General features: G+C 64.7%; 19 protein-coding genes. 8 read left to right on the forward strand and 11 right to left on the reverse strand.

Features of this window, described 5'->3' with window-relative positions; translation table 11 throughout:
- Positions 1–5: 5 nt before the first annotated feature.
- The 8 genes from AC1VVM_RS03165 to AC1VVM_RS03200 form a co-directional block, all read right to left on the reverse strand.
- On the reverse strand, positions 6–344 hold the full coding sequence (locus tag AC1VVM_RS03165; protein ID WP_132389736.1) for a P-II family nitrogen regulator: 339 nt from the start codon (positions 342–344) through the stop codon (positions 6–8).
- 151 nt (positions 345–495) lie between these two features.
- On the reverse strand, positions 496–1,200 hold the full coding sequence (locus AC1VVM_RS03170; RefSeq protein ID WP_132389734.1) for an endonuclease/exonuclease/phosphatase family protein: 705 nt from the start codon (positions 1,198–1,200) through the stop codon (positions 496–498).
- Between the two features lie 121 nt (positions 1,201–1,321).
- A complete protein-coding gene (locus AC1VVM_RS03175) occupies positions 1,322–2,872 on the reverse strand; it encodes a peptide chain release factor 3 (RefSeq protein WP_132389732.1) in 1,551 nt (516 codons plus the stop codon).
- Between the two features lie 62 nt (positions 2,873–2,934).
- A complete protein-coding gene (trmB, locus tag AC1VVM_RS03180; RefSeq protein WP_132389730.1) occupies positions 2,935–3,651 on the reverse strand; it encodes a tRNA (guanine(46)-N(7))-methyltransferase TrmB in 717 nt (238 codons plus the stop codon).
- A gap of 33 nt (positions 3,652–3,684) precedes the next feature.
- On the reverse strand, positions 3,685–4,908 hold the full coding sequence (locus AC1VVM_RS03185) for a PepSY-associated TM helix domain-containing protein (protein WP_482902746.1): 1,224 nt from the start codon (positions 4,906–4,908) through the stop codon (positions 3,685–3,687).
- Between the two features lie 205 nt (positions 4,909–5,113).
- A complete protein-coding gene (gene ctrA / locus AC1VVM_RS03190) occupies positions 5,114–5,809 on the reverse strand; it encodes a response regulator transcription factor CtrA (protein ID WP_132389726.1) in 696 nt (231 codons plus the stop codon).
- 139 nt (positions 5,810–5,948) lie between these two features.
- A complete protein-coding gene (locus AC1VVM_RS03195) occupies positions 5,949–7,364 on the reverse strand; it encodes a putative O-glycosylation ligase, exosortase A system-associated (protein WP_482902747.1) in 1,416 nt (471 codons plus the stop codon).
- Positions 7,357–7,563 carry a hypothetical protein gene (locus AC1VVM_RS03200; protein WP_482902748.1) on the reverse strand — a complete coding sequence of 69 codons (207 nt, stop codon included), beginning with the start codon at positions 7,561–7,563 and terminating at the stop codon, positions 7,357–7,359. The genes AC1VVM_RS03195 and AC1VVM_RS03200 overlap by 8 nt, the downstream gene beginning before the upstream one ends.
- A gap of 66 nt (positions 7,564–7,629) precedes the next feature.
- Here AC1VVM_RS03200 and AC1VVM_RS03205 point away from each other — a divergent pair, with 66 nt between their 5' ends.
- The 5 genes from AC1VVM_RS03205 (at position 7,630) to AC1VVM_RS03225 (ending at position 18,043) form a co-directional block, all read left to right on the forward strand.
- Positions 7,630–8,871 (forward strand): TIGR04063 family PEP-CTERM/XrtA system glycosyltransferase, encoded by a 1,242-nt coding sequence (locus tag AC1VVM_RS03205; RefSeq protein ID WP_482955836.1) that lies wholly within the window; start codon positions 7,630–7,632, stop codon positions 8,869–8,871.
- A 42-nt stretch (positions 8,872–8,913) separates the two neighbouring features.
- Entirely contained in the window at positions 8,914–10,974 is a 2,061-nt protein-coding gene (locus AC1VVM_RS03210) for a hypothetical protein (RefSeq protein WP_482902750.1), read from the forward strand.
- A gap of 471 nt (positions 10,975–11,445) precedes the next feature.
- The gene (gene gltB / locus AC1VVM_RS03215) at positions 11,446–16,083 is read left to right on the forward strand and encodes a glutamate synthase large subunit (protein ID WP_482902751.1); all 4,638 of its coding nucleotides are present in this window, start codon (positions 11,446–11,448) and stop codon (positions 16,081–16,083) included.
- Positions 16,084–16,099: 16 nt separating this feature from the next.
- On the forward strand, positions 16,100–17,533 hold the full coding sequence (locus AC1VVM_RS03220; protein WP_482902752.1) for a glutamate synthase subunit beta: 1,434 nt from the start codon (positions 16,100–16,102) through the stop codon (positions 17,531–17,533).
- A gap of 201 nt (positions 17,534–17,734) precedes the next feature.
- Positions 17,735–18,043 (forward strand): putative quinol monooxygenase, encoded by a 309-nt coding sequence (locus AC1VVM_RS03225; RefSeq protein ID WP_132389713.1) that lies wholly within the window; start codon positions 17,735–17,737, stop codon positions 18,041–18,043.
- An 18-nt stretch (positions 18,044–18,061) separates the two neighbouring features.
- Here AC1VVM_RS03225 and ung read toward each other — a convergent pair whose 3' ends face one another.
- A complete protein-coding gene (gene ung, locus AC1VVM_RS03230; protein ID WP_132389711.1) occupies positions 18,062–18,751 on the reverse strand; it encodes a uracil-DNA glycosylase in 690 nt (229 codons plus the stop codon).
- Between the two features lie 93 nt (positions 18,752–18,844).
- On the opposite strand from ung, the gene AC1VVM_RS03235 reads away from it, so the two are divergent.
- From AC1VVM_RS03235 to AC1VVM_RS03245, 3 genes are read left to right on the forward strand one after another with little or no spacing between them, the layout of a single operon-like run.
- Positions 18,845–19,468: a ribonuclease D gene (locus AC1VVM_RS03235; protein ID WP_132389709.1), complete on the forward strand. Its 624-nt coding sequence runs from the start codon at positions 18,845–18,847 to the stop codon at positions 19,466–19,468.
- 25 nt (positions 19,469–19,493) lie between these two features.
- Entirely contained in the window at positions 19,494–20,141 is a 648-nt protein-coding gene (gene lptC / locus AC1VVM_RS03240; RefSeq protein ID WP_132389707.1) for an LPS export ABC transporter periplasmic protein LptC, read from the forward strand.
- Complete coding sequence (locus AC1VVM_RS03245) at positions 20,138–20,653, forward strand: LptA/OstA family protein (RefSeq protein ID WP_132389705.1); 516 nt, start codon at positions 20,138–20,140, stop codon at positions 20,651–20,653. Before lptC ends, AC1VVM_RS03245 begins: the two co-directional genes overlap by 4 nt.
- Before the next feature lie 106 nt (positions 20,654–20,759).
- Here the strand turns inward: AC1VVM_RS03245 and AC1VVM_RS03250 are convergent, their stop codons facing one another.
- Both AC1VVM_RS03250 and holA read right to left on the reverse strand, forming a co-directional pair.
- Positions 20,760–22,160, reverse strand: coding sequence for a sugar transferase (locus AC1VVM_RS03250; RefSeq protein ID WP_132389703.1), 1,401 nt, complete (start codon positions 22,158–22,160; stop codon positions 20,760–20,762).
- 138 nt (positions 22,161–22,298) lie between these two features.
- On the reverse strand, positions 22,299–23,363 hold the full coding sequence (gene holA, locus AC1VVM_RS03255) for a DNA polymerase III subunit delta (RefSeq protein ID WP_132389701.1): 1,065 nt from the start codon (positions 23,361–23,363) through the stop codon (positions 22,299–22,301).
- Positions 23,364–23,387: the final 24 nt, after the last annotated feature.

Consider the following 23,387-nt stretch of genomic DNA (forward strand, 5'->3'; position numbering starts at 1 on the left):
GCCGGTCAAAGCGCGGTATCGCCGGATTCGCCGGTACGGATGCGCACCGCCGAAGCGAGATCGAGGACGAAAATCTTGCCGTCGCCAATGGCTTCGGTGCTGGCGACTTGCTGGATCGTTTCCACGATCTTCGGCGCCAGATCGTCCGGCGCGGCGACCTCGATCTTCACCTTCGGGAGCATGTTGGTCGAATACTCGGCCCCACGATAGATTTCCGTCTGGCCCTTCTGACGGCCGAAGCCCTTGACCTCGGTAACGGTCATGCCCGCGACGCCGATCGCGCCAAGCGCTTCCCGAACTTCGTCGAGCTTGAAGGGCTTGATGATGGCTATGACGAACTTCATGCCTATCCCCTGCTTGCCACCGGCCCCAGCACCGGCTGCCAATTAGCAAAGCAAGGGGTGTGCCAATTTACTCAAGGGCGGGAATCGGTGCGATTTTTAGCTACCGCTCGCAACTGCAGCATTGTGCACCGCCCGATTCCCGAGCAGCTGCCTATTTTTTAGGCAATCTCAGCGTGGCAAAAACCGGCAGATGGTCAGATCCTGTCGCCGAGAGCGGGCTGTGATGGACGTTTGTTCCCAGAACTGCCCATTCGCTGGACACGATGATGCGGTCCAGCTGCGCCAGCGGCCGCCGCGAAGGGAAGCTCCGGCCCGGCGAGAGAACGTGCCAGGGCCGCGCGAATTCGCGGAAACAGCCGCCGTGCATCGACCATTCGTTGAAATCGCCCATGAGCACGGTGGGGACATGCCCGTCGCACCCGCCGACATGCGCCAGCACGCTGCGCACCTGAAGCCGGCGCCGTAGCCCGGACAAGTCGAGGTGCATGCCGACCACGCGGAAGCGATGCCCCTCAAGCTCCAGATCGGCCCGTATTGCGCCGCGCGGTTCCAATACCGGCAGCGGTACCGGCGCAGCCTCACGCAGTTCGATTCCCTTGCGCACGAGAATCGCATTGCCATGCCAGCCGAGGCTGTCGGGCTTCATCGACAGCGGAACGGGCACATAGTCGGTGGCGGCATGGATGGCTTCGAGCGGCAGCGCCGCCATGCGCCGGCCAAAGCGGCGGTCCACTTCCTGCAGCGCCACGACATCGGCATCGATTTCGCGCAGGACCGTCAGGATGCGCTCGGGATCGCGCCGTCGGTCCAGACCGACAGCCTTGTGAATGTTGTAGCTGGCGAATGTGATCTGCAAGGAACGGGCCCCACGGGTCTTCGAACGACTAGCTTACGCCGCCCACCTCGCCAAAGCCAAGGTGGCCAAAGACGAGGCTGGCGGAATAACCAATCCGCAGGACCCGGGAGTTGTTCCCCCCTCAGCGCTCCTTGGTGGCGCTGAAGGTCAGTTCCGGATTGCGTTCCTGCTGGTAACCCACGTCCCAGGCCGAACGCGCCATGAACACCGGATCGCCGTCACGGTCCTTCGCAAGGTTCATCATGTTGAAATCGGCGAACTCGCGCAGCGCCTGATCGCTGCCCTTGATCCAGCGGGCGGTATCGAAGGGCGAAGGTTCCAGCATCGCCTCGACCTTGTATTCGGCCTCAAGCCGGCTGATCAGCACGTCGAGCTGGAGCTGGCCGACCACGCCGACGATCCACTGCGAGCCGATCTCCGGATAGAAGACCTGGATCACACCTTCTTCCGAAAGGTCGTCCAGCGCCTTACGCAGCTGCTTGGTCTTGGTCGGATCCTTGAGCGCGACGCGGCGCAGGATTTCCGGCGCGAAGTTGGGCAGGCCGGTAAAGCGCACCACGTTCTTCTCGGACAGCGTATCGCCCACGCGCAAGGTGCCGTGATTCGGAATGCCGATGATGTCGCCGGGCTCGGCGCTGTCGGCAATCTCGCGGTCCTGCGCGAAGAACAGGATCGGCGAGTGCACCGCAATCGGCTTGCCGAGGCCCGAGGGCGTCAGCTTCATGCCGCGTTTGAAAGTGCCCGATACCAGCCGCATGAAGGCGATGCGGTCGCGGTGCATCGGGTCCATGTTGGCCTGCACCTTGAAGATGAAGCCGGTGACTTCCTTGTTCTCCGGCTCGATCGTGCCGGCTTCCGAAGGCTGCGGGCGCGGCGGGGGCGCGAACTTCGCAATCGCATCGATCAGCTCGGCAACGCCGAAGTTCTTGAGCGCCGAGCCAAAGTAGACCGGCGTCAGGTCGCCGCCACGATAGGCGTCGATATCGAATTCGGGATAGCCGGCCTGCGCCAGTTCCAGTTCTTCGGCCACCGCCTCGGGCAGGGTCGCGCCTTCGTCGACATGGCCGAGGAATTCCTTGCTCGGCCCCTGCGGGCGGCTGATCCGGCCGCTGGCAATGTCGAGAATACCCTCGAACAGACCGCCCATGCCGACCGGCCAGGACATCGGGCAGACGTCCAGCGCCAGCATGTCGGCCACTTCGTCGAGCAGGTCGAAACAGGGACGGCCCTCGCGGTCGACCTTGTTGATGAAGGTGATGATCGGCACCGACCGCAGGCGGCAGACTTCGAACAGCTTGCGCGTCTGCGGCTCGATACCCTTCGCCGCGTCGATGACCATGATCGCCGAATCGACCGCCGTCAGCGTGCGGTAGGTGTCTTCGGAGAAGTCTTCGTGGCCCGGCGTGTCGAGCAGGTTGAAGGTAATGACACTGCCGTCAGGGCTCGTCTTCTCGAACGTCATGACCGAGCTGGTGACCGAGATGCCGCGCTGTTGCTCGATTTTCATCCAGTCCGACCGCGCACGGCGCGCCTGGCCGCGCGCTTTCACTTCGCCGGCAAGGTGAATGGCGCCGCCCTGCAACAGCAGCTTTTCGGTCAGCGTGGTCTTACCGGCGTCCGGGTGCGAGATGATCGCGAAAGTACGCCGGGAGGAACTGGGAGAATTGGTCATCGGCGCGCTTTAGTGGCGCACGCGGCTGCCCGCAACTCCCGTGGGACCGAACCCGCGTTCCCTCACTTGCGTCGATAGCGGAAATACCAGACTTCATGGCCGTAAACCGCACGCGCCTTGGCTTCGTAGCGGGTCTCCGGCCAGCCGCTCGGGCGGTTCTGAAAGTCTGCGGGCTTGTCGCAGAGCCATTCGAACTGGTCGGTGTGGCGCTCCATCACCATCAGCGCATGGCGCAGATAGACCGCGTGGTCGGTGCCGAAGCGGAACTCTCCGCCCGGCTTGAGCTTGGCCGCGAACATGTCCACCGGGCCGTCGTTCATCATGCGCCGCTTGGCGTGGCGCGCCTTGGGCCAGGGGTCCGGGTGCAGCAGATAGAGGAACGAGAGCGAGCCGTCCGGAATGCGCGCCAGCACTTCCAACGCGTCGCCGTGATGGATGCGAACATTGCCGATCGGCGGATGCGCGCCATTGTCACCGGCCACATGCGTAAGTGCCTGGGCGACGCCGTTGACGAAGGGTTCGCAGCCGATGAAGCCGTGATCGGGCAGCATGTCGGCGCGCTGCGCCATGTGCTCGCCACCGCCGAAGCCGATCTCGAAATGCAGCGCGCAATCGCGCCCGAACAGGCCCTCGGCCGTGACCGGACCTTCGAGCGGGACCGCGATCCGCGGCAGCAGGTTGTCGACCAGCGCCTGCTGACCCGCGCGCAGGGGTTTGCCCTTGGCGCGGCCATAGAGGCGGTTGAGCGTGGTCGGATCGCCGGATTTGTGAGCCGTCATGGCGCGGCGCAGTGGCACCAACGCCGCGGAAGGTCAACGCTCGGCTTGGATGACCCGGCCGGTTCCCACCATCGCCGCAGCCCGTTTCGCCTGCGCCTTGCGGGCCGCCACGCGCGACTGGCGCTTCTTCCACCAGACATAGACGCCGGTCACGCAGAGCCCCGCCGTGGCCAGTCCCGAAAGGAAGACCAGCAGGATCGTCAGATTGCCGCCGACGCGGCCGCTGTGCAGCGGGTAGAGCAGGCGGTAACCGGCCAGTTCGCTATCGCCGTGATAGGGATCGAGCGTCTTGACGAGCACGCCGCTCTTCCGGTCGAAGTAGTAATAGATCGGGCCGAGCCCGTGGTAATTGAGCCGGCCATCGTCGGTCATGGTCACGCCGACCGTGCCCTCCTTCGGATCGGTCAGCACGGTTGCCGGCTGCCAGCTTACATGGGTTCGTAGCGCCTCGGCTCGGGCGGAGGCAACGGCATCGGCGAATGTCATGGGCGCCGTGCCCGTCCCCTGCGGCAGCGTCTTGGCCGCATCGGGCTTGTCTTTCGCGAAGAGCGCCTCCACCGCCGGAGCATAGGCTTCCGAGAAGAAGTTGAAGCCAATCGATGTCAGCGCCAGCACGGTAAGCGGCACGAAAAGCCAGAGCGCGCTCGCCTGATGCCAATCATGCATGAACTTGGGCAGCAGCGACCGGAAGCTGACTTTCCAGCTTTTCTTCCAGCCCTTCCAGAACGGCTTCCTGAGCGGAAACGACAGATAGAAGCCGATCAGATGGCCCACGAGCCAGGCAATCGCCACGAGCCCCATCAGCCAGCGCCCCCCTGTTCCCAGCACCAGCTTCGAATGGAAAGCGACCAGCCATTCGGCCATGCCGCGCCGATTGAAGGCTGCCTCGGTCGAGCGGCCACCGGCAATCGCCCCTGTCGCGCGATCGAGGAAGATCTGGTCCACCGCAGGCCCTTCCCCGCCCACCGCGCGGTCCACTTTCACCGGAATCCGCAAATCGCCCGGCACCGCAATCGGAAATCCGCGCACGATCCATTCCGGATGCGCCTGCGCGAAACGGTCCATCATCCCCACCACCTCAGGCGGGTGCGCAACCGCAACCGGCTGGCGAAACAGGTCCGCATTGAGCCAGGCGTCGATCGGACGGACGAAGCACAGCACCGAACCCGTAATGGCCGCGATGAACAGGAACGGGATCGCCGCCAATCCCAGATAGCGGTGCAGGACGATCCAGGGCGAACGCGGAACGGACTTCATGACGGACCTATAACCTTCCTGTCGGCACGGTCACCGATTTCCGACGGGAATTGGTCCTTTGAAAACGTCCAGAATTTCTCGAATCATGGGTCCAATTTCGCGAGGCGCCAAGACGACGAAAAACGGCCTGCCCCAAGAGGCAGGCCGTTTTCACTCATGCGAGGGGAACTCGCGTCTCAGCCCGACAGGATCGGGCCGGATAGGATCAGGCGACTTCGGCCAGTTCGTCCGGATCGCGCAGCACGTAGCCGCGGCCCCAGACGGTTTCGATATAGTTGGCGCCGCCGCAGGCATGGGCAAGCTTCTTGCGGAGCTTGCAGATGAAGACGTCGATGATCTTCAGCTCGGGCTCGTCCATGCCGCCGTAAAGGTGGTTGAGGAACATTTCCTTGGTCAGCGTGGTGCCCTTGCGAAGCGAGAGCAGCTCCAGCATCGCATATTCCTTGCCGGTCAGGTGCACGCGGGCGCCATCGACCTCAACGGTCTTGGCGTCGAGGTTCACGACCAGCTTGCCGGTACGGATGACCGACTGTGAATGGCCCTTCGAGCGGCGAACCACGGCGTGGATACGCGCAATCAGTTCTTCGCGGTGGAACGGCTTGGTCACATAGTCGTCGGCGCCGAAGCCGAACGAGCGAACCTTGGAATCCATCTCAGAAATGCCCGAGAGGATCAGAACCGGCGTCTGCACCTTGGCGACGCGCAGCTTCTTGAGCACATCGTACCCGTGCATGTCGGGCAGGTTCAGGTCGAGCAGGATGATGTCGTAATCGTAGAGCTTGCCGAGATCCAGGCCTTCTTCGCCCAGGTCGGTAGAGTAAACGTTGAACCCTTCGGCCGTGAGCATAAGCTCGATCGCCCGCGCCGTAGTTGGTTCATCCTCGATCAACAGCACTCGCATTGGGTTGCCCCCCTTTTGCCCCATATCCGCCGACGCTAACCCCGTCTAAACGGACATTGCCGTGTATTAACCATATGAGCAATGAAGGTTAAAGGTTAATTTGCCGTAAAAGACGAACCATGCTTCGATCCGCAATGGATCATAGGGATTTCGCCATATCGGAGGGGTGCGTAACCGGATTCGCAAGCCCGGTCCGGCCCGACTTTGCAGCCCGGATCGTTACTTTGCCTTGCCGTATCGTCGGGGCGCTTCGTTCGATCCGGCGCAAGTAGCTCCACAGCCCGCATTGCAGGCCCACCAGCATGAGGATGAAGGGCTGGAAAGCGATGCCCACGAACAGCGATCCGATCAGATAGACGATCTGGGAGAGTTGCAGCGCCACGGCCAGCGGCGCGGCCCATGCCTCTTCGGGTTCCTTACGATGCTTCCAGCGGCGGCGAATCAGTTCCATCTGCACGAGGCCAGTCAGTTGCAGCAGGATCCACAGCGCGAAGCCGGGGAAGCCCTGCTCGCCCAGCATCTCGAAGTAGCTGGAATGGAATGCGCGGCCTTCCTCCACCACGCGCGTCCGCGTGATCGTGGTATTGCCACCGTCCGTGTTGGTCGCGACGGTGTCGTAGGCCACCTTGCTGGCGATGTTGACCACGAAGCCGCCACCCATCGGATGCTGCTTCACATAGTCCCACGTCCATTTCCACACGCCGATTCGCGTGCTGGCGGACTGGTCGGCCTGATGGTTCTCGATCGTCCCCATCCGCGCGAGGAACGAGGACGGCAGGAACGGCACCGCCAGCGTGACGGCCAGTGCCATGCCGCCGGCAATCAACACTTTGTGTTTCGCCGTCCGCAGATAGAACAGGCACAGCACGCCGAGGCAGACAAGGCCGGTACGCGCCTGCGTGCCCACCGGAATCAGCGCGCAGGCAAAGATCAGCGCGGCGGCGAACAGCTTCACGCGCCAGTCGGACGGGAAGATCGTGCCGTGCTTCGCCAGCCACAGAATCAGCGGGATGATCGCGATGGCGACGCTCGACAGGATCGAGCCTTCGAACAGGCCGGTGTTGCTCTCCACGAAGATGCGCAGGGAGCCATAGCCACCGCCGCCCATCGCCGTCTTGATGCCGCCGTCGATAATCAACGCACTCGCCGAAAGCACCATGACCAGCGCCACTGCCTCGATCCGGAGCCGCGTGCGTAGGGTAAACGGCAGGAAGATCGCGAAGACTAAAGCCTTCCACACCCAGGCCCACTTCTCCTGTGCCGCCTCGGGATAGACCGCCGTCAACGTGCTGACCGCGCAGTAGATCAGCAGCGCCGTCAGCAGGCCTTGCCGGAAGGTAAAACGCGTGTCGCGCTTGTCGTCGAACAGCAGCCAGCCGCCGAACGCCGCCGCGAAAGCCATGAGCGAGATCGGAATGTGCGAAAGGATACCCCAGGAAATGAGCTGGGGCGCGACGATGTCGACATAGAGATAGCACAGCACCCAGAGGAACGGCCGCCGGAAGCCGAGCGCCAGAAAGCAGGCGAGGAAAGCCGTGAGGCCGAGATCAAGCATCGCCGTCCGCCTCTTCGGAACCGCGATGCCAGACCACCCTGCGCCGCACCGGACGGGTACCATCCTGCTTGCCGCTGTCGCGCTTAGCCGGCCGTTCTGCCTGCCCCGCCTCGACATCGAGGTCCGGACGCAGCAGCAGGCGCCAGGCGACCAGCGCCAGCAAGCCATGGCTCAGGGCAAGGGCGAAGATGTCGACCATGAACCGAAAGCGCTAGCAGCGCCGGGTTGACGGGGCGTTAAGCGTTCTTCGTTAGGCATTCCGGTCATGACCCGGGTTCTCCACGTCCTCGACCACTCGCTGCCGCTGCACAGTGGCTACACCTTCCGCACCCGCGCGATCCTGAAAGCGCAGGACGCTATGGGATGGGAAGTGCGCGGGGTGACCGGCCCGCGCTACCACGCCGGCGCAGAGGCCCGCGAGCGGTTCGACGACCTCACCTTCCACCGCAGCCCCGGCACGGCGAGTGGCCCACCGCTCTGGCGCGAATGGCGCGAAATCGCGCTGTTCGAGCGCGGGATCGAGGCTGCCGTGCGCGAATGGCGGCCCGACGTCATTCATGCCCATTCGCCCGCGCTCTGCGGCACTGCCGCGCTGCGCGTGGCGCGCCGCCATGGCATCTGCTGCGTCTACGAGATCCGCGCCTTCTGGGAAGATGCCGCCGTGGGCAACGGCACCGGCACCGAGGGCTCGCCCAAGTACCGCCTGATTCGCGCGCTGGAGAGCCGCGTCGTCGCCAAGGCCGACGCCGTAGTGACGATCTGCGAGGGACTGCGCGCCGATCTTGTCGCGCGCGGGACGCCGCCCGGAAAAATCACCGTGGTACCCAACGGAGTCGATCTCACGCTGTTCGGCGAACCGGCAGTGCGCGACGGATCGCTGGCCCGCGAACTGGGCTTCGAGGTGGATGGCCGCCCCTGCCCGGTGATCGGCTTCATCGGCAGCTTTTACGATTACGAAGGTCTCGACGACCTGATCGCCGCCATGCCGCTGCTGCTCGAACGTCAACCCGATGCGCGGCTACTGCTGGTCGGCGGCGGGCCCCGCGAGGCGGCACTGCGCGAACAGGCGGAGGCTTCCAGCGCCGCGCATGCAATCCGCTTCATCGGCCGCGTCCCGCACCATGAGGTCGAGCGGTATTATGCGCTCTGCGACGTCATGGCCTATCCTCGCAAACGCAGCCGACTCACCGATCTCGTCACACCGCTGAAGCCACTGGAGGCCATGTCGCAGGACAAACTGGTAGCGGCGAGCAGCGTCGGCGGGCACCGGGAACTGGTGGAGCACGGCGTGACCGCCACGCTCTTCGCACCCGACGATCCCGCCGCCTGCGCCAAGGCCTTGGCCGACTTGCTTGCCGATCGTGACGGCTGGGAACGCCTGCGCGCGGCCGGACACGACCATGTCGGCGCCCGCCACGACTGGGCGCGCAATGTGCGCCGTTATCGAGACGTTTACCAAATACTGCCAGTCGATAAGGTTCAAAACGGACTCGATGCCGCTGCCTGACCGGGCAGCGGCGTTCGACCGGGATCAGCAGAGGTGAAGAAGGTGGCGAAACAGGAACGCGGCCCGCAGCGGGACGGAAATGGCATGCAGCCGATCACGCGCCATCCGCTTTTCCCGGCGATTGTTGCCTTGTGGTTCGCGGCGCTGTGCGGGCTTGGCAGCATGGCGCTGGGCACGGCCGCAATCGAGCGGCTGGTGGAAGCGACCGGCCTTGCCAAGGCAATCCCGATGGCCGCGCCGCCGCTTGGCGTGACCGCCCGGCTACTGGTTGCCCTGGGAATGACCGGAATCGGCGGCCTTGTCGGCGTCGTGCTCGGACGGCGCCTTGCCGCACCCAAAGCCTCCCAGAGCGAGCCGATGCACGATCTGACCGGCGCGTTCGAGGAAACCGTCAAGGAAGCGCCTGCCGCCGCGCGCCTTCCCGGCCGTCGCCGCAGCTTCGTCGCACCTGTCGAAGTGCCCGAGGAACCCGAACCGGTCACCGCCGCGACGGCCATCCTCCAACTCTCCGATCTCGACGACTATGCGCCGCCCGCCCCCGTCGCGGCGCCGGCCGAGCCTGAAGCGATCGTCCATCCGGCTGACGAACACGAAAGCGCCGCGCAGGAGCACGACGATTTTGCGTCCCGTCTGGCGGCTTACGCCGCCGAGACAGCCACGCCGCCCTGCGCGGACGAGGAAGAAGCCCAGGCCTTTCCGCACCTTGCCGATGCGTTCTCGCCGGCGGCGTGGGCCGATCCCGAACATGCACAGGATGACGACGACGAAGAGGACGCGGAAGCGGAAGCTCCCGCAGCCAGCCTCTTCGAGGCCTATGCCCGCGCACGCGAATCGTTCGCGCCTTCGGCGTACGAAACCGAAACCCCGCAACAATCCGCCCCGATCGATGACGCCGTCCAGGACGACATCGAGGAAGCACCGCTGGCAGCCGAGACCACCGAGGCAGCCCCTGCCCCCGTCTCGGCAAGCGCCGACCGCATCATTGCCGCTCCTCTGGACGATCTCTCGCACGTAGAGCTGTTGGAGCGCCTCGCGCTGGCCATGGAAGAGCAGCGCCGCAAACGCGCGCTTGTCCAGGCGGCGCCGCTTTCGGTCGTGCCCTCCCCCGCCACGCAGGCTCCCGCGCAAGATGAGCCGGAAACCGCGTTCGAGGATCCGACGCCCCCTGCCGCGCCCATGCTCCCGCGCTTCGCGTCGCTTGCCTCGACTGCCCAGTTCGCGCCGCCCCCGCCTTTCGCACCGGCGCCCTTCGCTCCGCCGCCTTACGGCGTGCGCGCCGACTATGCAGCGGCGGCCGGAGCCGATGATGAACCGGTCCAGCCGATCGAGGACCTTTCTCCGCGCGATCTCGATGAATCCGAAATCCCCTTCGGCACCGGTCACTGGACACACGCCGACACGGCGCAAGTCACCGAGCCCGAGGTTGTCGAGCCCGAGGCCTCCGAGCCCAGGGCCTTCGCGCCCGTACGAATCCCCGCGGCGCTGCGTCCCGTTGGCATCACGGCTTTCGACGAGGATGACGCCGTGCCGGGCTATATCCCGCCGCGCCACATCGTCATGCCCGCCGCCCCCGAGGGGGCTGCTGACGAGAATCCGTCCGACCGCCCGATGGCCCGCCTCGCCAGCGGCCACGACTTCCTCCCCGGGACCGACGACGGGGACGAAGAGGACGAAGTCTGCGTGAACCTTGCCGAAGACGACGATTTCGCCGACGATGGCGCGGACATGGTCGAGGAAGGCGTCCTGGATGAAGGCTATTCCTCGCTCCTGAGCCTCCAGCGCCGGGCCGCGCCCCGCGAAGCGCTCATCAGCCTTGAAGACGAAAGCGCCGCCCTTTTGGATGGCGATCTTGCGGACGACGGAACGACCTTCGCCCGCTTCGATGAACACGCGCCCGCCGTGCTTTCCGAGGCACCCATCGTGGAGGATGGCTTCGCTGCCTCCCATGATCCCGCGCCCTATGATGCCGCGACGGCATTCGCTGCGCCGCAGCTCCCCGGCGCCCGCCTGTTCGATCCCCCCGGCCGCCCCGATCCCGCCGAGACCGAAAAGGCCCTGCGCGCCGCACTCGCCACGCTGCAACGGATGAGCGGGGCCGCCTGACGGGGCGTATTCCCGTTCGCCTCGACCCACGCGGGGCGCTCTGACAGCGCCCCGTCGATTTTGAACATTACCCGCAAGGCGGCCCCCTTCCCGGCGACGGAAGGGTTATCCGGGGCCGGATTCGTCCTCGAACCCCGGGCAAGCATGCGCATTCGCGGCCATCGCAGTGCAGCGCAAAGATCTGCCCGAGCCTCAAAAAGTCTTCTCGGCGATCATTTCCCGCGATCGGCGCGACATCGCACGCCCGTTTCCGCCTTCTGCGCATCCGAAACGGACAACAAAATTCCCATTTTTACCGTGTCAACGCACTAAATCTTCGCAGACTTGCGCCTTCGCGGTTGCAAATCGAGGCCGTAATCGTCATGGGGGCGCTAGGGGACACCATGGCGGATTTTGGCCGCGTGCGATTCGCGCGCGCCAGAGCGAGGCGCATGGTGCGAACCCCGGACAACGACAGGATGGGTTTTATCGATGGGATTTCCTAAGCCCCAGGGCCTTTATGATGCGCGTAATGAACACGATGCTTGTGGTGTGGGCTTTGTCGCTCATATCAAAGGTAACAAAAGCCACGCCATTATTACCCAGGCACTGGAAATCCTTAAAAATATTGACCACCGCGGTGCGGTGGGCGCCGATCCCTTGCTGGGTGACGGCGCGGGAATCCTGACTCAGCTTCCCGATGGGCTGTTCCGCAGCTGGGCGAAGAGCGCCGGCGTCGAACTGCCGCAGCCGGGCGACTATGCCGTTGCCATGTGCTTCCTGCCGCAGGACACCGCCTGCCGTGACCTGATCACGCAGACCTTCGAAAAGTTCGTGGCCAAGGAAGGCCAGTCGCTGATCGGCTGGCGCGACGTGCCGGTGACTCTTGACGGCCTTGGCAAGACCGTGCTCGAATCGATGCCGGTGATCCGCCAGTGCTTCGTCGGCCGCGGCGAGAACTGCGCCGATCAGGACGCGTTCGAGCGCAAGATCCTGGCGATCCGCAAGCAGACGCAGAACCCGCTGACGGCCATGGCCGAAAAGCACAACATGCCGGGGCTCACCGAGCTCTACATGCCCAGCTTCTCGACCCGCACGATCGTCTACAAGGGCCTGCTGCTGGCGACCCAGGTCGGCTCGTTCTACGACGATCTGCGCAATCCCGAGTTCGTCTCGGCGCTCGGCCTCGTCCACCAGCGGTTCTCGACCAACACCTTCCCCAGCTGGAAGCTGGCGCACCCGTTCCGCTTCATGGCGCACAACGGTGAGATCAACACGGTTCGCGGCAACGTGAACTGGATGAACGCCCGCCGCCGCACCATGGAATCGGAGCTGCTGGGCGCCGATCTCGACAAGATGTGGCCGCTGATCCCACACGGCCAGTCGGACACCGCGTGCCTCGACAACGCGCTGGAACTGCTGCTGGCCGGCGGTTACTCGCTGAGCCACGCGATGATGATGCTCATCCCCGAGGCATGGGCGGGCAACCCGCTGATGACCCCGGAACGCCGCGCGTTCTACGAGTATCACGCCGCGCTGATGGAGCCGTGGGACGGCCCGGCCGCCGTGGCCTTCACCGATGGCCGCCAAATCGGCGCCACGCTGGACCGCAACGGACTTCGCCCCGCGCGCTTCCTCGTCACCGACGATGATCTCTGCGTCATGGCGTCGGAATCGGGCGTGCTTCCGATCAAGGAAGACAACATCGTCCGCAAGTGGCGCCTCCAGCCCGGCCGCATGCTGCTGATCGACTTCGAAGAAGGTCGCATCATCGAGGACGAGGAAATCAAGAACCAGCTCGCAGGCGAAGAGCCTTACGAGAAGTGGCTTGAGATGGCGCAGTACAACCTCGCCGACCTCGACGTGATCGAACCCGAACTGGCCCAGCTTCCGGAACCGACCGGCACCTTGCTCGATCGCCAGCAGGCCTTCGGCTACACGCAGGAAGACACCTCGCGCTTCCTCGAACCGATGGCCGTGGACGCGGACGATCCGCTCGGCTCGATGGGCACCGACACGCCGATCCCGGTGCTGTCGAACCGTTCGCGCCTGCTCTACGACTACTTCAAGCAGAACTTCGCGCAGGTCACCAACCCGCCGATCGACCCGATCCGCGAGGAACTGGTCATGAGCCTCGTCTCGATGATCGGCCCGCGCCCGAACCTGCTGGGTCATGACGCCGGTTCGCACAAGCGTCTGGAAGTCAGCCAGCCGATCCTCACCGATGAGGATCTGGCCAAGATCCGCTCGGTCGAAGCCGCGCTCGACGGCGCCTTCCGCACCGAGACCATCGACATGACCTGGGACGCCTCTGCCGGCGCCACCGGTCTGGAGATGGCGATCAAGGAAATGTGCTGGGCGGCCACCGAGGCGGTGCTGGCGGACAAGAACATCCTGATTCTGTCCGACCGTGCACAGGGTCCGGACCGCATCCCGATGCCGGCGCTGCTGGCGACGGCTGCCGTCCACCATCACCTCGTCCGCCAGGGCCTGCGCATGCAGACCGGCCTTGTCGTGGAAACCGGCGAAGCGCGTGAAGTGCACCACTTCTGCGTGCTGGCAGGCTTCGGCGCGGAAGCGATCAACCCTTACGTCGCCTTCGAGACGATCGAGGAAATCCGCACTCGCAAGAACCTGCCGGTAACTGCCGAAAAGGCGCGCAAGAACTACATCTACGCGATCGGCAAGGGTATCCGTAAGGTCATGTCCAAGATGGGCATCTCGACCTACCAGTCGTACTGCGGCGCGCAGATCTTCGACGCAGTCGGCCTGTCGACCGCCTTCGTGGACAAGTACTTCACCGGCACCGCCACCACCATCGAAGGCGCCGGCCTGACCGAGATCGCGGAAGAGACCGTCCGCCGCCATGCCACGGCCTATGGCGACGATCCGATCTACGCGAACATGCTCGACGTGGGCGGCATCTACGGCTCGCGCGTGCGCGGTGAGGAACACGCCTGGTCTTCGGAGAACATCGGCGCGCTCCAGCACGCGGTGCGCGGCAATGTGCCCGAAAAGTACCGCGAGTTCGCGCAGTCGATCAACGACCAGTCCAGCCGCCTGCTGACCATCCGCGGGCTGATGGACTTCGTGCCCGGTGCTTCGGTGCCGCTCGAAGAGGTCGAATCGGCCGCCGATATCGTCAAGCGTTTCGCCACCGGCGCGATGAGCTACGGCTCGATTTCGTGGGAGGCGCACACCACGCTGGCGCTCGCCATGAACCGCATCGGCGGCAAGTCGAACACCGGTGAAGGCGGCGAGGATCCCAGCCGCTTCAAGCCGCTGCCGAACGGCGATTCGATGCGTTCGTCGATCAAGCAGGTTGCCTCGGGCCGCTTCGGCGTCACCACCGAGTACCTCGTCAACGCCGACGACATCCAGATCAAGATGGCCCAGGGCGCCAAGCCCGGCGAAGGCGGCCAGCTGCCCGGCGACAAGGTCGACAAGACGATCGGCGCGACGCGTCACTCGACGCCGGGCGTCGGCCTGATCTCGCCGCCGCCGCACCACGACATCTACTCGATCGAGGACATCGCGCAGCTCATCCACGACCTCAAGAACGTGAACCCCACGTCGCGAGTCTCGGTGAAGCTGGTGTCCGAGGTAGGTGTCGGCACGGTGGCTGCAGGTGTCTCCAAGGCGCGTGCCGACCACATCACGATCTCGGGCTACGAAGGCGGCACCGGCGCTTCGCCGCTGACCTCGCTGACGCACGCGGGTTCGCCTTGGGAAATCGGCCTTGCCGAAACTCAGCAGACGCTGCTGCTCAACAACCTGCGCAGCCGCGTTGTGGTTCAGGCCGACGGCGGTCTGCGCACCGGGCGTGACGTGGCCATCGCGGCGCTGCTCGGCGCCGACGAGTTCGGCTTCGCCACTGCCCCGCTGATCGCGGCCGGCTGCATCATGATGCGCAAGTGTCACCTAAACACCTGCCCGGTCGGCGTCGCCACCCAGAACCCGGTGCTGCGCGCGCGCTTCACCGGCCAGCCGGAACACGTGATCAATTACTTCTTCTTCGTGGCCGAAGAGCTGCGCGCGATCATGGCGGAGCTGGGCTTCCGCACGATCGCGGAGATGGTCGGCCGCGTCGACCGTCTCGACATGAAGAAGGCGATCACCCACTGGAAGGCCAAGGGCGTCGATCTGTCCAAGGTGCTCTATCAGGCCCCGCTGGGCGACAGCCCCTCGCTCAACTGGAGCCAGACGCAGGACCACGGTCTGGAGCATGCGCTGGACAACGTGCTGATCGAAGCCGCCGCCGACGCGCTGGACAAGCGTGAGCCGGTTCGGATCGAAAAGCCGGTGATCAACGTCAACCGCACCGTCGGCGCCATGCTTTCGGGTGAAGTCGCCCGTCGCTACGGCCATGCCGGCCTGCCGGACAACACGATCAACGTGAAGCTCACCGGCGTTGCCGGCCAGAGCTTCGGCGCCTGGCTTGCCCACGGCGTCACGCTCGACCTGACCGGCGACGGCAACGACTATGTCGGCAAGGGTCTGTCGGGTGGCCGCGTGATCGTCCGCCAGCCGGGCCACGTGAACCGCGATCCGCTGCAGAACATCATCGTCGGCAATACCGTGCTTTACGGCGCGATCTCGGGCGAGGCGTTCTTCAACGGCGTCGCCGGCGAACGCTTCGCGGTGCGCAACTCGGGCGCCGTCACGGTGGTCGAAGGCTGCGGCGATCATGGCTGCGAGTACATGACCGGCGGCGTGGTGACCGTCCTCGGCAAGACCGGCCGCAACTTCGCGGCGGGCATGTCGGGCGGCGTTGCCTACGTCTATGACGAGGACGGCCAGTTCGAAAAGCTGTGCAATCCCGCCATGGTCGATCTCGTGAAGTTCTCGGCCGAAGCCGACGAGGAAGACGGTGCCGGCCGTCCGCAGCAGCGGACCAACGGCGTCACCGACCTCGGCATGGGCGACATGCTGCGCCACGACGCGGAACGCCTGCGCGTACTGCTCGAACGGCACCACCTGCACACCGGCTCCAAGCGGGCCCGTGCGCTGCTCGACGACTGGGCGACGACCGTCTCCAAGTTCGTCAAGGTGATGCCGCGCGACTACGCCAAGGCACTCCGCCAACTCGAGGCCGAGCGGCTTGAAGCCGCTTCGGTGGCCGCAGAATAATTCGAAGGTAATAGAAATGGGCAAGGAAACCGGCTTCCTCGAACTGGACCGCCAGGACCGCACGTACGGCGACAAGGCCGAGCGACTGAAGAACTACAAGGAGTTCGTCGTTCCGCTCCCGGCCGAGACGCTGAAGGCTCAGGCATCGCGCTGCATGAACTGCGGCGTGCCGCACTGCCACACCGGCTGTCCGGTCAACAACATCATCCCGGACTGGAACCACCTGGTCTACGAGGATGACTTCCGCAACGCGCTGGAAGTCCTCCACTCGACCAACAACTTCCCCGAGTTCACCGGCCGCATCTGCCCCGCCCCGTGCGAGGCGGCCTGCACGCTGAACATCATCGACCAGCCGGTCACCATCAAGTCGATCGAATGCGCGATCGTCGACAAGGGCTGGGCCGAAGGCTGGATCACGCCGAAGGTCGCCGCCAAGCGCACCGGCAAGTCAGTGGCGGTCGTGGGTTCGGGCCCGGCAGGTCTGGCCGCTGCCCAGCAGCTGGCCCGCGCCGGCCACTCGGTGACGGTGTTCGAAAAGAACGACCGCGTCGGCGGGCTGATGCGGTACGGCATTCCCGACTTCAAGATGGAGAAGCACCTCATCAACCGCCGCATGGTGCAGATGATGGCCGAAGGCGTGGAGTTCCGCACCTCGGTCGAAGTCGGCGTGACGGTTTCGGTGGCTTCGCTGAAGGAAAACTTCGACGCCGTGGTCTTCGCGGGCGGCGCCGAAGATCCCCGTCCGCTGAACATCCCCGGCTTCGAACTGCCCGGCGTGCGCTTCGCGATGGAATTCCTGACCCAGCAGAACAAGCGCAACGCGGGTGATGACGAACTGCGCGCCGCGCCGCGCGGCACGCTCTCGGCCACCGGCAAGCACGTCATCGTCATCGGCGGCGGCGATACCGGTTCGGACTGCGTCGGCACCTCCAACCGCCAGGGCGCGGCTTCGGTCACGCAGCTGGAAATCATGCCCAAGCCGCCGGTTCACGAGAACAAGGCGATGTCCTGGCCGAACTGGCCGCTCAAGCTGCGCACCTCCTCGAGCCACGAGGAAGGCTGCGAGCGTGACTGGGCCGTGCTGACCAAGCGCGTCGTCGGCGAGAATGACGTCACCGGCCTCGAATGCGTCCGCGTCGAGTGGAAGGACGGCAAGATGCAGGAAGTGGAAGGCAGCGAGTTCACGCTCCAGGCCGACCTGATCTTCCTCGCCATGGGCTTCGTCGGCCCGCGCAAGGCCGGCATGCTCGATCAGTCGGGCGTCGAACTGGACCCGCGCGGCAACGTCAAGGCGACGATGGCCGATTACCGCACCAGCGACCCGGCCATCTGGTCCTGCGGCGACATGCGGCGCGGTCAGTCGCTGGTGGTCTGGGCCATCCGCGAAGGCCGCCAGTGCGCCCGCGCGGTGGACGAAGCGCTGATGGGCGTTTCCGACCTGCCACGCTAAGCGGACGCGGCATCGCAATCAGGAAAGGGCGCCCCTCACCGGGCGCCCTTTTCGTTTCCATCGTTCTCGGTCAATGACCCGGAAAATGCGGGATCAATGACCAGTGCGTCGTCGCTTAATGTGAAGACGCTCTGGCGATAGGCCAATGCTTGACCTGCACGATGCCCGCGCCGAAATTCCGGCGATTACGGGAGAGACAAGATGTTGCTGGAAATCGCCGAAATCGACGTTCGCCCCGGAGCGGAAGATACCTTCGCCAAGGCCATGCGTGAAACCGGCGTTCCCGAACTCGCTGCCTGCGAAGGCGTGGTGTCCATTCGCTTCGGGCGCGGCGTGGAAAATCCCTCGCGCTTCACCTTCAATGTAGTCTGGACTTCGATGGACGCGCATATCGCCGCGCGCAAGCTGGACAGTTTTGGCCGCTTCCGCGCCGCTTTCGGCGATGTGACCACCGGCGGCTCCATGCACCACTACGAGATGGATGAGGCGGTCGCTGGCCTATCCGCCTGACCATCCCCCCATCAGCGTTTACCAGTCGATCCGCCCACGCCCCTGGGCTTCGAGGAATTCATTGGCGCGGCTGAAGTGGCGGCAGCCGAAGAAGCCGGCATAGGCCGACAACGGGCTCGGGTGCGGGGCAGTCAGCACCAGATGGTGGCTGGAGGATAACCCGGGTACGCGCATCGCCTTTTTCTTGGCGTGGCTGCCCCAGAGCAGGAACACACACGGTTCCGACTTGGCGGCAACGGCCGCCACCGCCGCATCGGTGATCGCCTCCCAGCCACGATTCTGGTGCGAACCGGCCTGCGCGGCTTCGACCGTCAGCGCATTGTTGAGCAGCAACACGCCCTGCCGCGCCCAATGCTCCAGATTGCCATGGCCCGGCGCCGTGACGCCGCAGTCGGTTGCCAGTTCCTTGTAGATATTCACCAGCGAGGGCGGCACTTTCACGCCCTCCATCACTGAAAACGCCAGCCCATGCGCCTGCCCCGGACCGTGATAAGGGTCCTGCCCCAGGATCACCACGCGCACTTCGTCCAGCGGCGTCAGTTCCAGCGCGCGCAGACGTGATCCGCGCGGGGGATAGATGATTTTGCCCGCCGTTTCCTCGGCTTTCAGCCAGCCGCCCAGTCGCCGCGACTCGGGCGTCTCCAGCACCGGCGTGAGCGCGGCTTGCCAGGATGGGGGTACGCCCTGCATGGCTTCTGCTGCTTCCATCGCTGCGCTACTCCCGAATTGTTCGCTATCGGGGCCCGCAAGGGCATCCGACCATTGCGAAAACCTGGCCCAGTCCCTAAGCATTTCCGGACCATGGCTGTCTATCTCCACGAAGAAGATCTCCCCGAAGGCGTGCTTGCGCCGGGACCCGTTGCCGTCGACACCGAGACGATGGGCTTGATCACCCCGCGCGACCGCCTTTGCGTGGTCCAGATTTCCGACGGCAAGGGAGACGAGCACCTCGTCCGCTTTGCGCCGGGCAGCGCTTTTGACGCGCCGAATCTGAAAGCGGTGCTGGCCGATCCGGCCCGGCTCAAGCTCTATCACTTCGCGCGATTCGATCTTGCCGCGATCGAGCACTACCTCGGCGTCACTGCCGCGCCGGTGTTCTGCACCAAGATCGCCAGCAAGCTGACCCGCACTTACACCGATCGCCACGGCCTCAAGGACCTCGTGCGCGAACTGCTGGGCAAGGAAGTCTCCAAGCAGCAGCAGTCGAGCGACTGGGGCGCGGCCGAACTGACCGACGCGCAGAAGGACTATGCGGCGTCGGACGTGCGCTATCTCCACGCCATGCACGAGATTCTCGTCGTGCGTCTTGCACGGGAGAACCGCACCGAAATCGCGCAGGCCTGCTTCGACTTCCTGCCCGCCCGCGCGCGGCTCGATCTGGCCGGGTGGCCCGATCACGACATCTTCAGCCACGAAGCCGCCTGACCCTTAAGCCGGAGAGCACGCGCGCATGTCCGAAGAAGCCATCCAGATCCTCAATCGCCGCCGGCACTTCGCCGCGCCCGGCGGTTCGCATGATCGCCTGGTTGGCTTCCTCGCCAAGGCGCTGCCCACCGGCATCGGCGTCGTCGCGGCCGTGATGATCCTGGTGCCGCTCTCGCCGCGCGGCGAGATCAGCTTCCTGCTGGACCGCAACAAGGTCGCCGTGACCACCCAGCGCATCGCCGTGGCCAATGCCGCCTATCGCGGACAGGATAATGCGGGCCGGGAATTTCTCGTCACGGCGGGCACCGCCGTGCAGCATTCACCCGATGTCCCGGTTGTCGAAATGCTCGACCTTAATGCGAAGATGAACATGAAGGACGGGCCGGCCACGATCGCTGCACCGCGCGGGGCTTACAATTTCGAAGAAGACACCATGAAAGTCTCTGGCCCGGTGAACTTCAACGGCGCCGGCGGCTACAACATGACCACCAAGCAGGTGGACATCGACATCAAGCAGAAGACCGCAGTCGCCTCGGGCGGCGTTTCCGGTGCCGGTCCCAGCGGCACCTTCAGCGCCAATTCGATGCATGCCGATCTGGACAACCGTACCGTAACGCTCGAAGGCAATGCGCGCATGCGAATCACGCCCGGCCAGCTGAGGATCCCCCAATGACCGTTCGCCCCGGCCTCCTGCGTACCGCCGTCGCCTTGCCCGTCGTCGGCCTCGCCATCTTTGCCGCTTCCCAGCAGCTTGGTGCGCAGTCCCTGACCGGCGGGCACGACAGCAACGCGCCCGTCAATTTCGGTGCCGACCGCATCGAGATGCAGGACAGGCAGAATCGCGTCGTCCTCACCGGCAATGTCGACATTACCCAGACGGACCTGCGCATTCGCTCGGCCCGTACGGTGATCGATCTGGCCAATGCGAGCCAGATGAAGGTCAATCGCATGACTGCCAGCGGCAACGTCATCGTCACCCGGCAGGACCAGACCGCAACGGGCGACACCGCGATCTACGACGTCAACCAGCGCATCATCACCATGGTCGGCAATGCCACGCTGAAGCGCGGCACGGGCGATACCCTGCGCAGCGGCCGCTTCGTGATCGACCTTAACAGCGGCGTGTCGTCAGCGTCAGGCGGCCGGGTTACCGGCACCTTCAACGTGCCGAGGCAGCAGAACTAAGCCCCTAACACAGGGATTATCCTGCCGAACACGCGGCCCTGCCGGCCGCGTGTTCCCTTGTCGTGTCAGAATGATTTCCAGCAGCACGCCGACGTAGCGGGGGCGATCAGAACGCCCGGTCGTGGACCAGAACGCGCAAGGTCAGGAATACGATCTGGATGTCGCGCATGATCGTCCAGCCTTCGAGATATTCGAGGTCGGACTGAAGCCTGTTCACCAGATCGGATTCGCAATCGGTAGCGCCGCGATAGCCGCGTACCTGAGCAAGACCCGAAAGGCCGGGTTTAAGCGAATGGCGCTGCCAGTAGCGCAGGTCGACTTCCCAGAACAGCTTGTTTCCGGCGAGCGAACCCGTCGCATGCGGACGCGGCCCGACGATGCTCATATCTCCCAGCAGCACATTGAAGAGCTGCGGCAGTTCATCGATGCTGGTCCCGCGGATGAAGCGGCCGACCGCAGTGATGCGCTGGTCATCCTTGGATGCAGACTGGTTGCCGTCCACATCGCACAGCGCCTGCGTCATCGACCGGAACTTGTACATGTTGAAGAAGCGGTTTCCGCGTCCCATCCGGCGCTGGGCAAAGAAGACCGGACCGCCGTCCTGAAGCTTCACGGCCACGGCCACAGCGATCATCAGCGGCGTCAGCGCAACGATCGCAACCCCCGCGAACATCACATCGAACAGCCGCTTTATGGCCCGCTCGCGCAAGCCAAGCGGACCAGCCGAGACCAACAGCAGACCGTGATTGGCGATTACGCGGGCACCTTGTGCACCCAGCCGCGCGACCTCGTCATCAAGCACTTCACCGTCGACGTTGGCCCCCTTGAGGATCATCGCCCAACTCATCCGGCGATCTGCCGGACAGCTGATGACGACACGATCGATGTTCCGCAGAACAAGGCCAAGCCTGTCGAGCGAATGGGGATCCGTCAGATCCGGATGCAGCCCCATCGCGGCGGCCGACACGCGGATCGCACCGGGCAGACGAAGCTGCGGCCCGCCATCGTCAATGACAAGCTCGTTGATCACATTGGCACCGCAGCGCCAGTACACGAAACTGCGAAGCTGCAACCGGGCCCAGCCCATCAGAGCCATGGCCAGCAGAACACCGCCACTGAAGGCTCCGCGCGAGGATTCGCTGGATGACTTCATCAGGAATTGGACAAAGACAACCACGGCCACGGCCACGATGATCGCCGCCTGCGCACGCAACACGCCGCGCCACCCCTGCCGCAGCGAACACGTGGAATAAGAGCCGTTGTAGAGGGCAAGCGTCAGGAAAATCGGCAAAAGAACCTGGGCATAGACCAGCGAGCGCGCAGCCCCGTCCGCGATGTCGTAAAGCCATCCCGCGATGGCGAACCCAGCCAGCAGTGCAACGATATCGCCCAGAATGAGCACGAGATAGCATTGGAGACGGCGGCGCTCCAGCGACGGAGCGACCAGAAGCTCGTCGGCTTCGGCTTTCTGTCGTGCCTGTTGTGATATCGCGAATGGTGCGTTCACTCGCTCAACACTCCCCATTGCCGAACTCACGTTAATACCGGTGTTGTCCAGACTGCTCGCAACTCCCAGCACCGGATTCATGCTGCGTTGCGAATACGTATACAACTCTATGGACGTAGCAGATAATGGGGAAAGGGGTTAGGGGTAACCCGTTCTATTTGTCCGATGTTCAACATCGAGACATGCAGTTCGCGCAATTTCCAGCAAGCCCTGGGATAATAACAGTTCCGAATCCTGACTATTGCCAAGCAACGATTGATGCATTGCAACAAGGCGCGCCACCAGACGTTCGAGTCGAGGTCCTCGCCAGATTCGGAGCTGGGCAGACAGTGCCGGCTTGTCCTTCCAGAAAACACGGCGGGCTGCCGCTTCTGCCTCCAACAGTGCGCCGACATCGCCGCCGCGCCCCAGCCGCGCGTTCAACGCGGCCAGTTGCGCAGCGCGGCGCTCGAAAGCCAGCAGAAGGCCAACCGGATTGATCCCAAGATCGCGCAGGCGTTTCAGCTCCGGGCCGATCTGCGGCCGCTTCCCACCCAGAACGGCATCCACCAGTGGTGCGAAGTCGTCGTCCTCGGTCGAGGCACCAATGGCGTCGAGATCGGCAGCCGAAACCGGGCGCGGCGTTTCGGGCGTGGCATCGAGATAGAGCGCCAGCTTGCTGACTTCCGAGCGTGCCAGCCGCGTATCGAGCCCGGCCGCGCGGGCAATGCGCTCGGCCAGTTCGCTGCCGAGTTTCAGCCCGGCACCGTTGGCCAGCGTGCGCACGGCGCCCGTAACGGTTCCAAGATCCGGCGGATGGAACATCGCCACAAGCGCATCGCTTCGCGTCGCCAGCAGCTTGGCCGTGCGTGACTTGTCAGTGGCGCCGGTGGCCACAATCAGCACCGGGCACGAATCGACCGGATTCTCGATCAGGATCTGCACCGCGTCGTGCGCCTCGTCGCCCTGCGCTCGCACCCATATATGGCGCGCCGTGCCGCCGAACAGCGAGTTCGAGCGCGCCTCGTCGCCCAGTCGGACCGGGTCCTTGCGCAAGTCGCCGCCCGCCATCTCGACCCGCTCGCCCGGCTCGGTGAGCAGCGAGACGATCTTCTCGGCAGCGTCGGTGCAACCGGCCTCGTCAGGTCCGCAGAAGAAGAAGACCCGGGCCTGCTGCGCGGCACGCGCGGCTGTGCCCGCAAAATCCTTGCGCGTTGCCTTCACGGATTCCGGGCCATTGTCCGCGCG

The organism is Novosphingobium sp. BL-S-33 (assembly GCF_056857025.1).

What these genes read in the sequence shown, in the direction of transcription:
- lptC (WP_132389707.1), top strand. Translation starts at nt 19,494, where the DNA reads ATGTCCGAAGAAGCCATCCAGATCCTCAATCGCCGCCGGCACTTCGCC.
- AC1VVM_RS03235 (WP_132389709.1), top strand. Translation starts at nt 18,845, where the DNA reads ATGGCTGTCTATCTCCACGAAGAAGATCTCCCCGAAGGCGTGCTTGCG.
- ung (WP_132389711.1), bottom strand. Translation starts at nt 18,751, where the DNA reads ATGGAAGCAGCAGAAGCCATGCAGGGCGTACCCCCATCCTGGCAAGCC.
- AC1VVM_RS03225 (WP_132389713.1), top strand. Translation starts at nt 17,735, where the DNA reads ATGTTGCTGGAAATCGCCGAAATCGACGTTCGCCCCGGAGCGGAAGAT.
- trmB (WP_132389730.1), bottom strand. Translation starts at nt 3,651, where the DNA reads ATGACGGCTCACAAATCCGGCGATCCGACCACGCTCAACCGCCTCTAT.
- gltB (WP_482902751.1), top strand. Translation starts at nt 11,446, where the DNA reads ATGGGATTTCCTAAGCCCCAGGGCCTTTATGATGCGCGTAATGAACAC.
- AC1VVM_RS03220 (WP_482902752.1), top strand. Translation starts at nt 16,100, where the DNA reads ATGGGCAAGGAAACCGGCTTCCTCGAACTGGACCGCCAGGACCGCACG.
- AC1VVM_RS03185 (WP_482902746.1), bottom strand. Translation starts at nt 4,908, where the DNA reads ATGAAGTCCGTTCCGCGTTCGCCCTGGATCGTCCTGCACCGCTATCTG.
- AC1VVM_RS03245 (WP_132389705.1), top strand. Translation starts at nt 20,138, where the DNA reads ATGACCGTTCGCCCCGGCCTCCTGCGTACCGCCGTCGCCTTGCCCGTC.
- AC1VVM_RS03165 (WP_132389736.1), bottom strand. Translation starts at nt 344, where the DNA reads ATGAAGTTCGTCATAGCCATCATCAAGCCCTTCAAGCTCGACGAAGTT.
- AC1VVM_RS03195 (WP_482902747.1), bottom strand. Translation starts at nt 7,364, where the DNA reads ATGCTTGATCTCGGCCTCACGGCTTTCCTCGCCTGCTTTCTGGCGCTC.
- AC1VVM_RS03205 (WP_482955836.1), top strand. Translation starts at nt 7,630, where the DNA reads ATGACCCGGGTTCTCCACGTCCTCGACCACTCGCTGCCGCTGCACAGT.
- ctrA (WP_132389726.1), bottom strand. Translation starts at nt 5,809, where the DNA reads ATGCGAGTGCTGTTGATCGAGGATGAACCAACTACGGCGCGGGCGATC.
- AC1VVM_RS03175 (WP_132389732.1), bottom strand. Translation starts at nt 2,872, where the DNA reads ATGACCAATTCTCCCAGTTCCTCCCGGCGTACTTTCGCGATCATCTCG.
- AC1VVM_RS03200 (WP_482902748.1), bottom strand. Translation starts at nt 7,563, where the DNA reads ATGGTCGACATCTTCGCCCTTGCCCTGAGCCATGGCTTGCTGGCGCTG.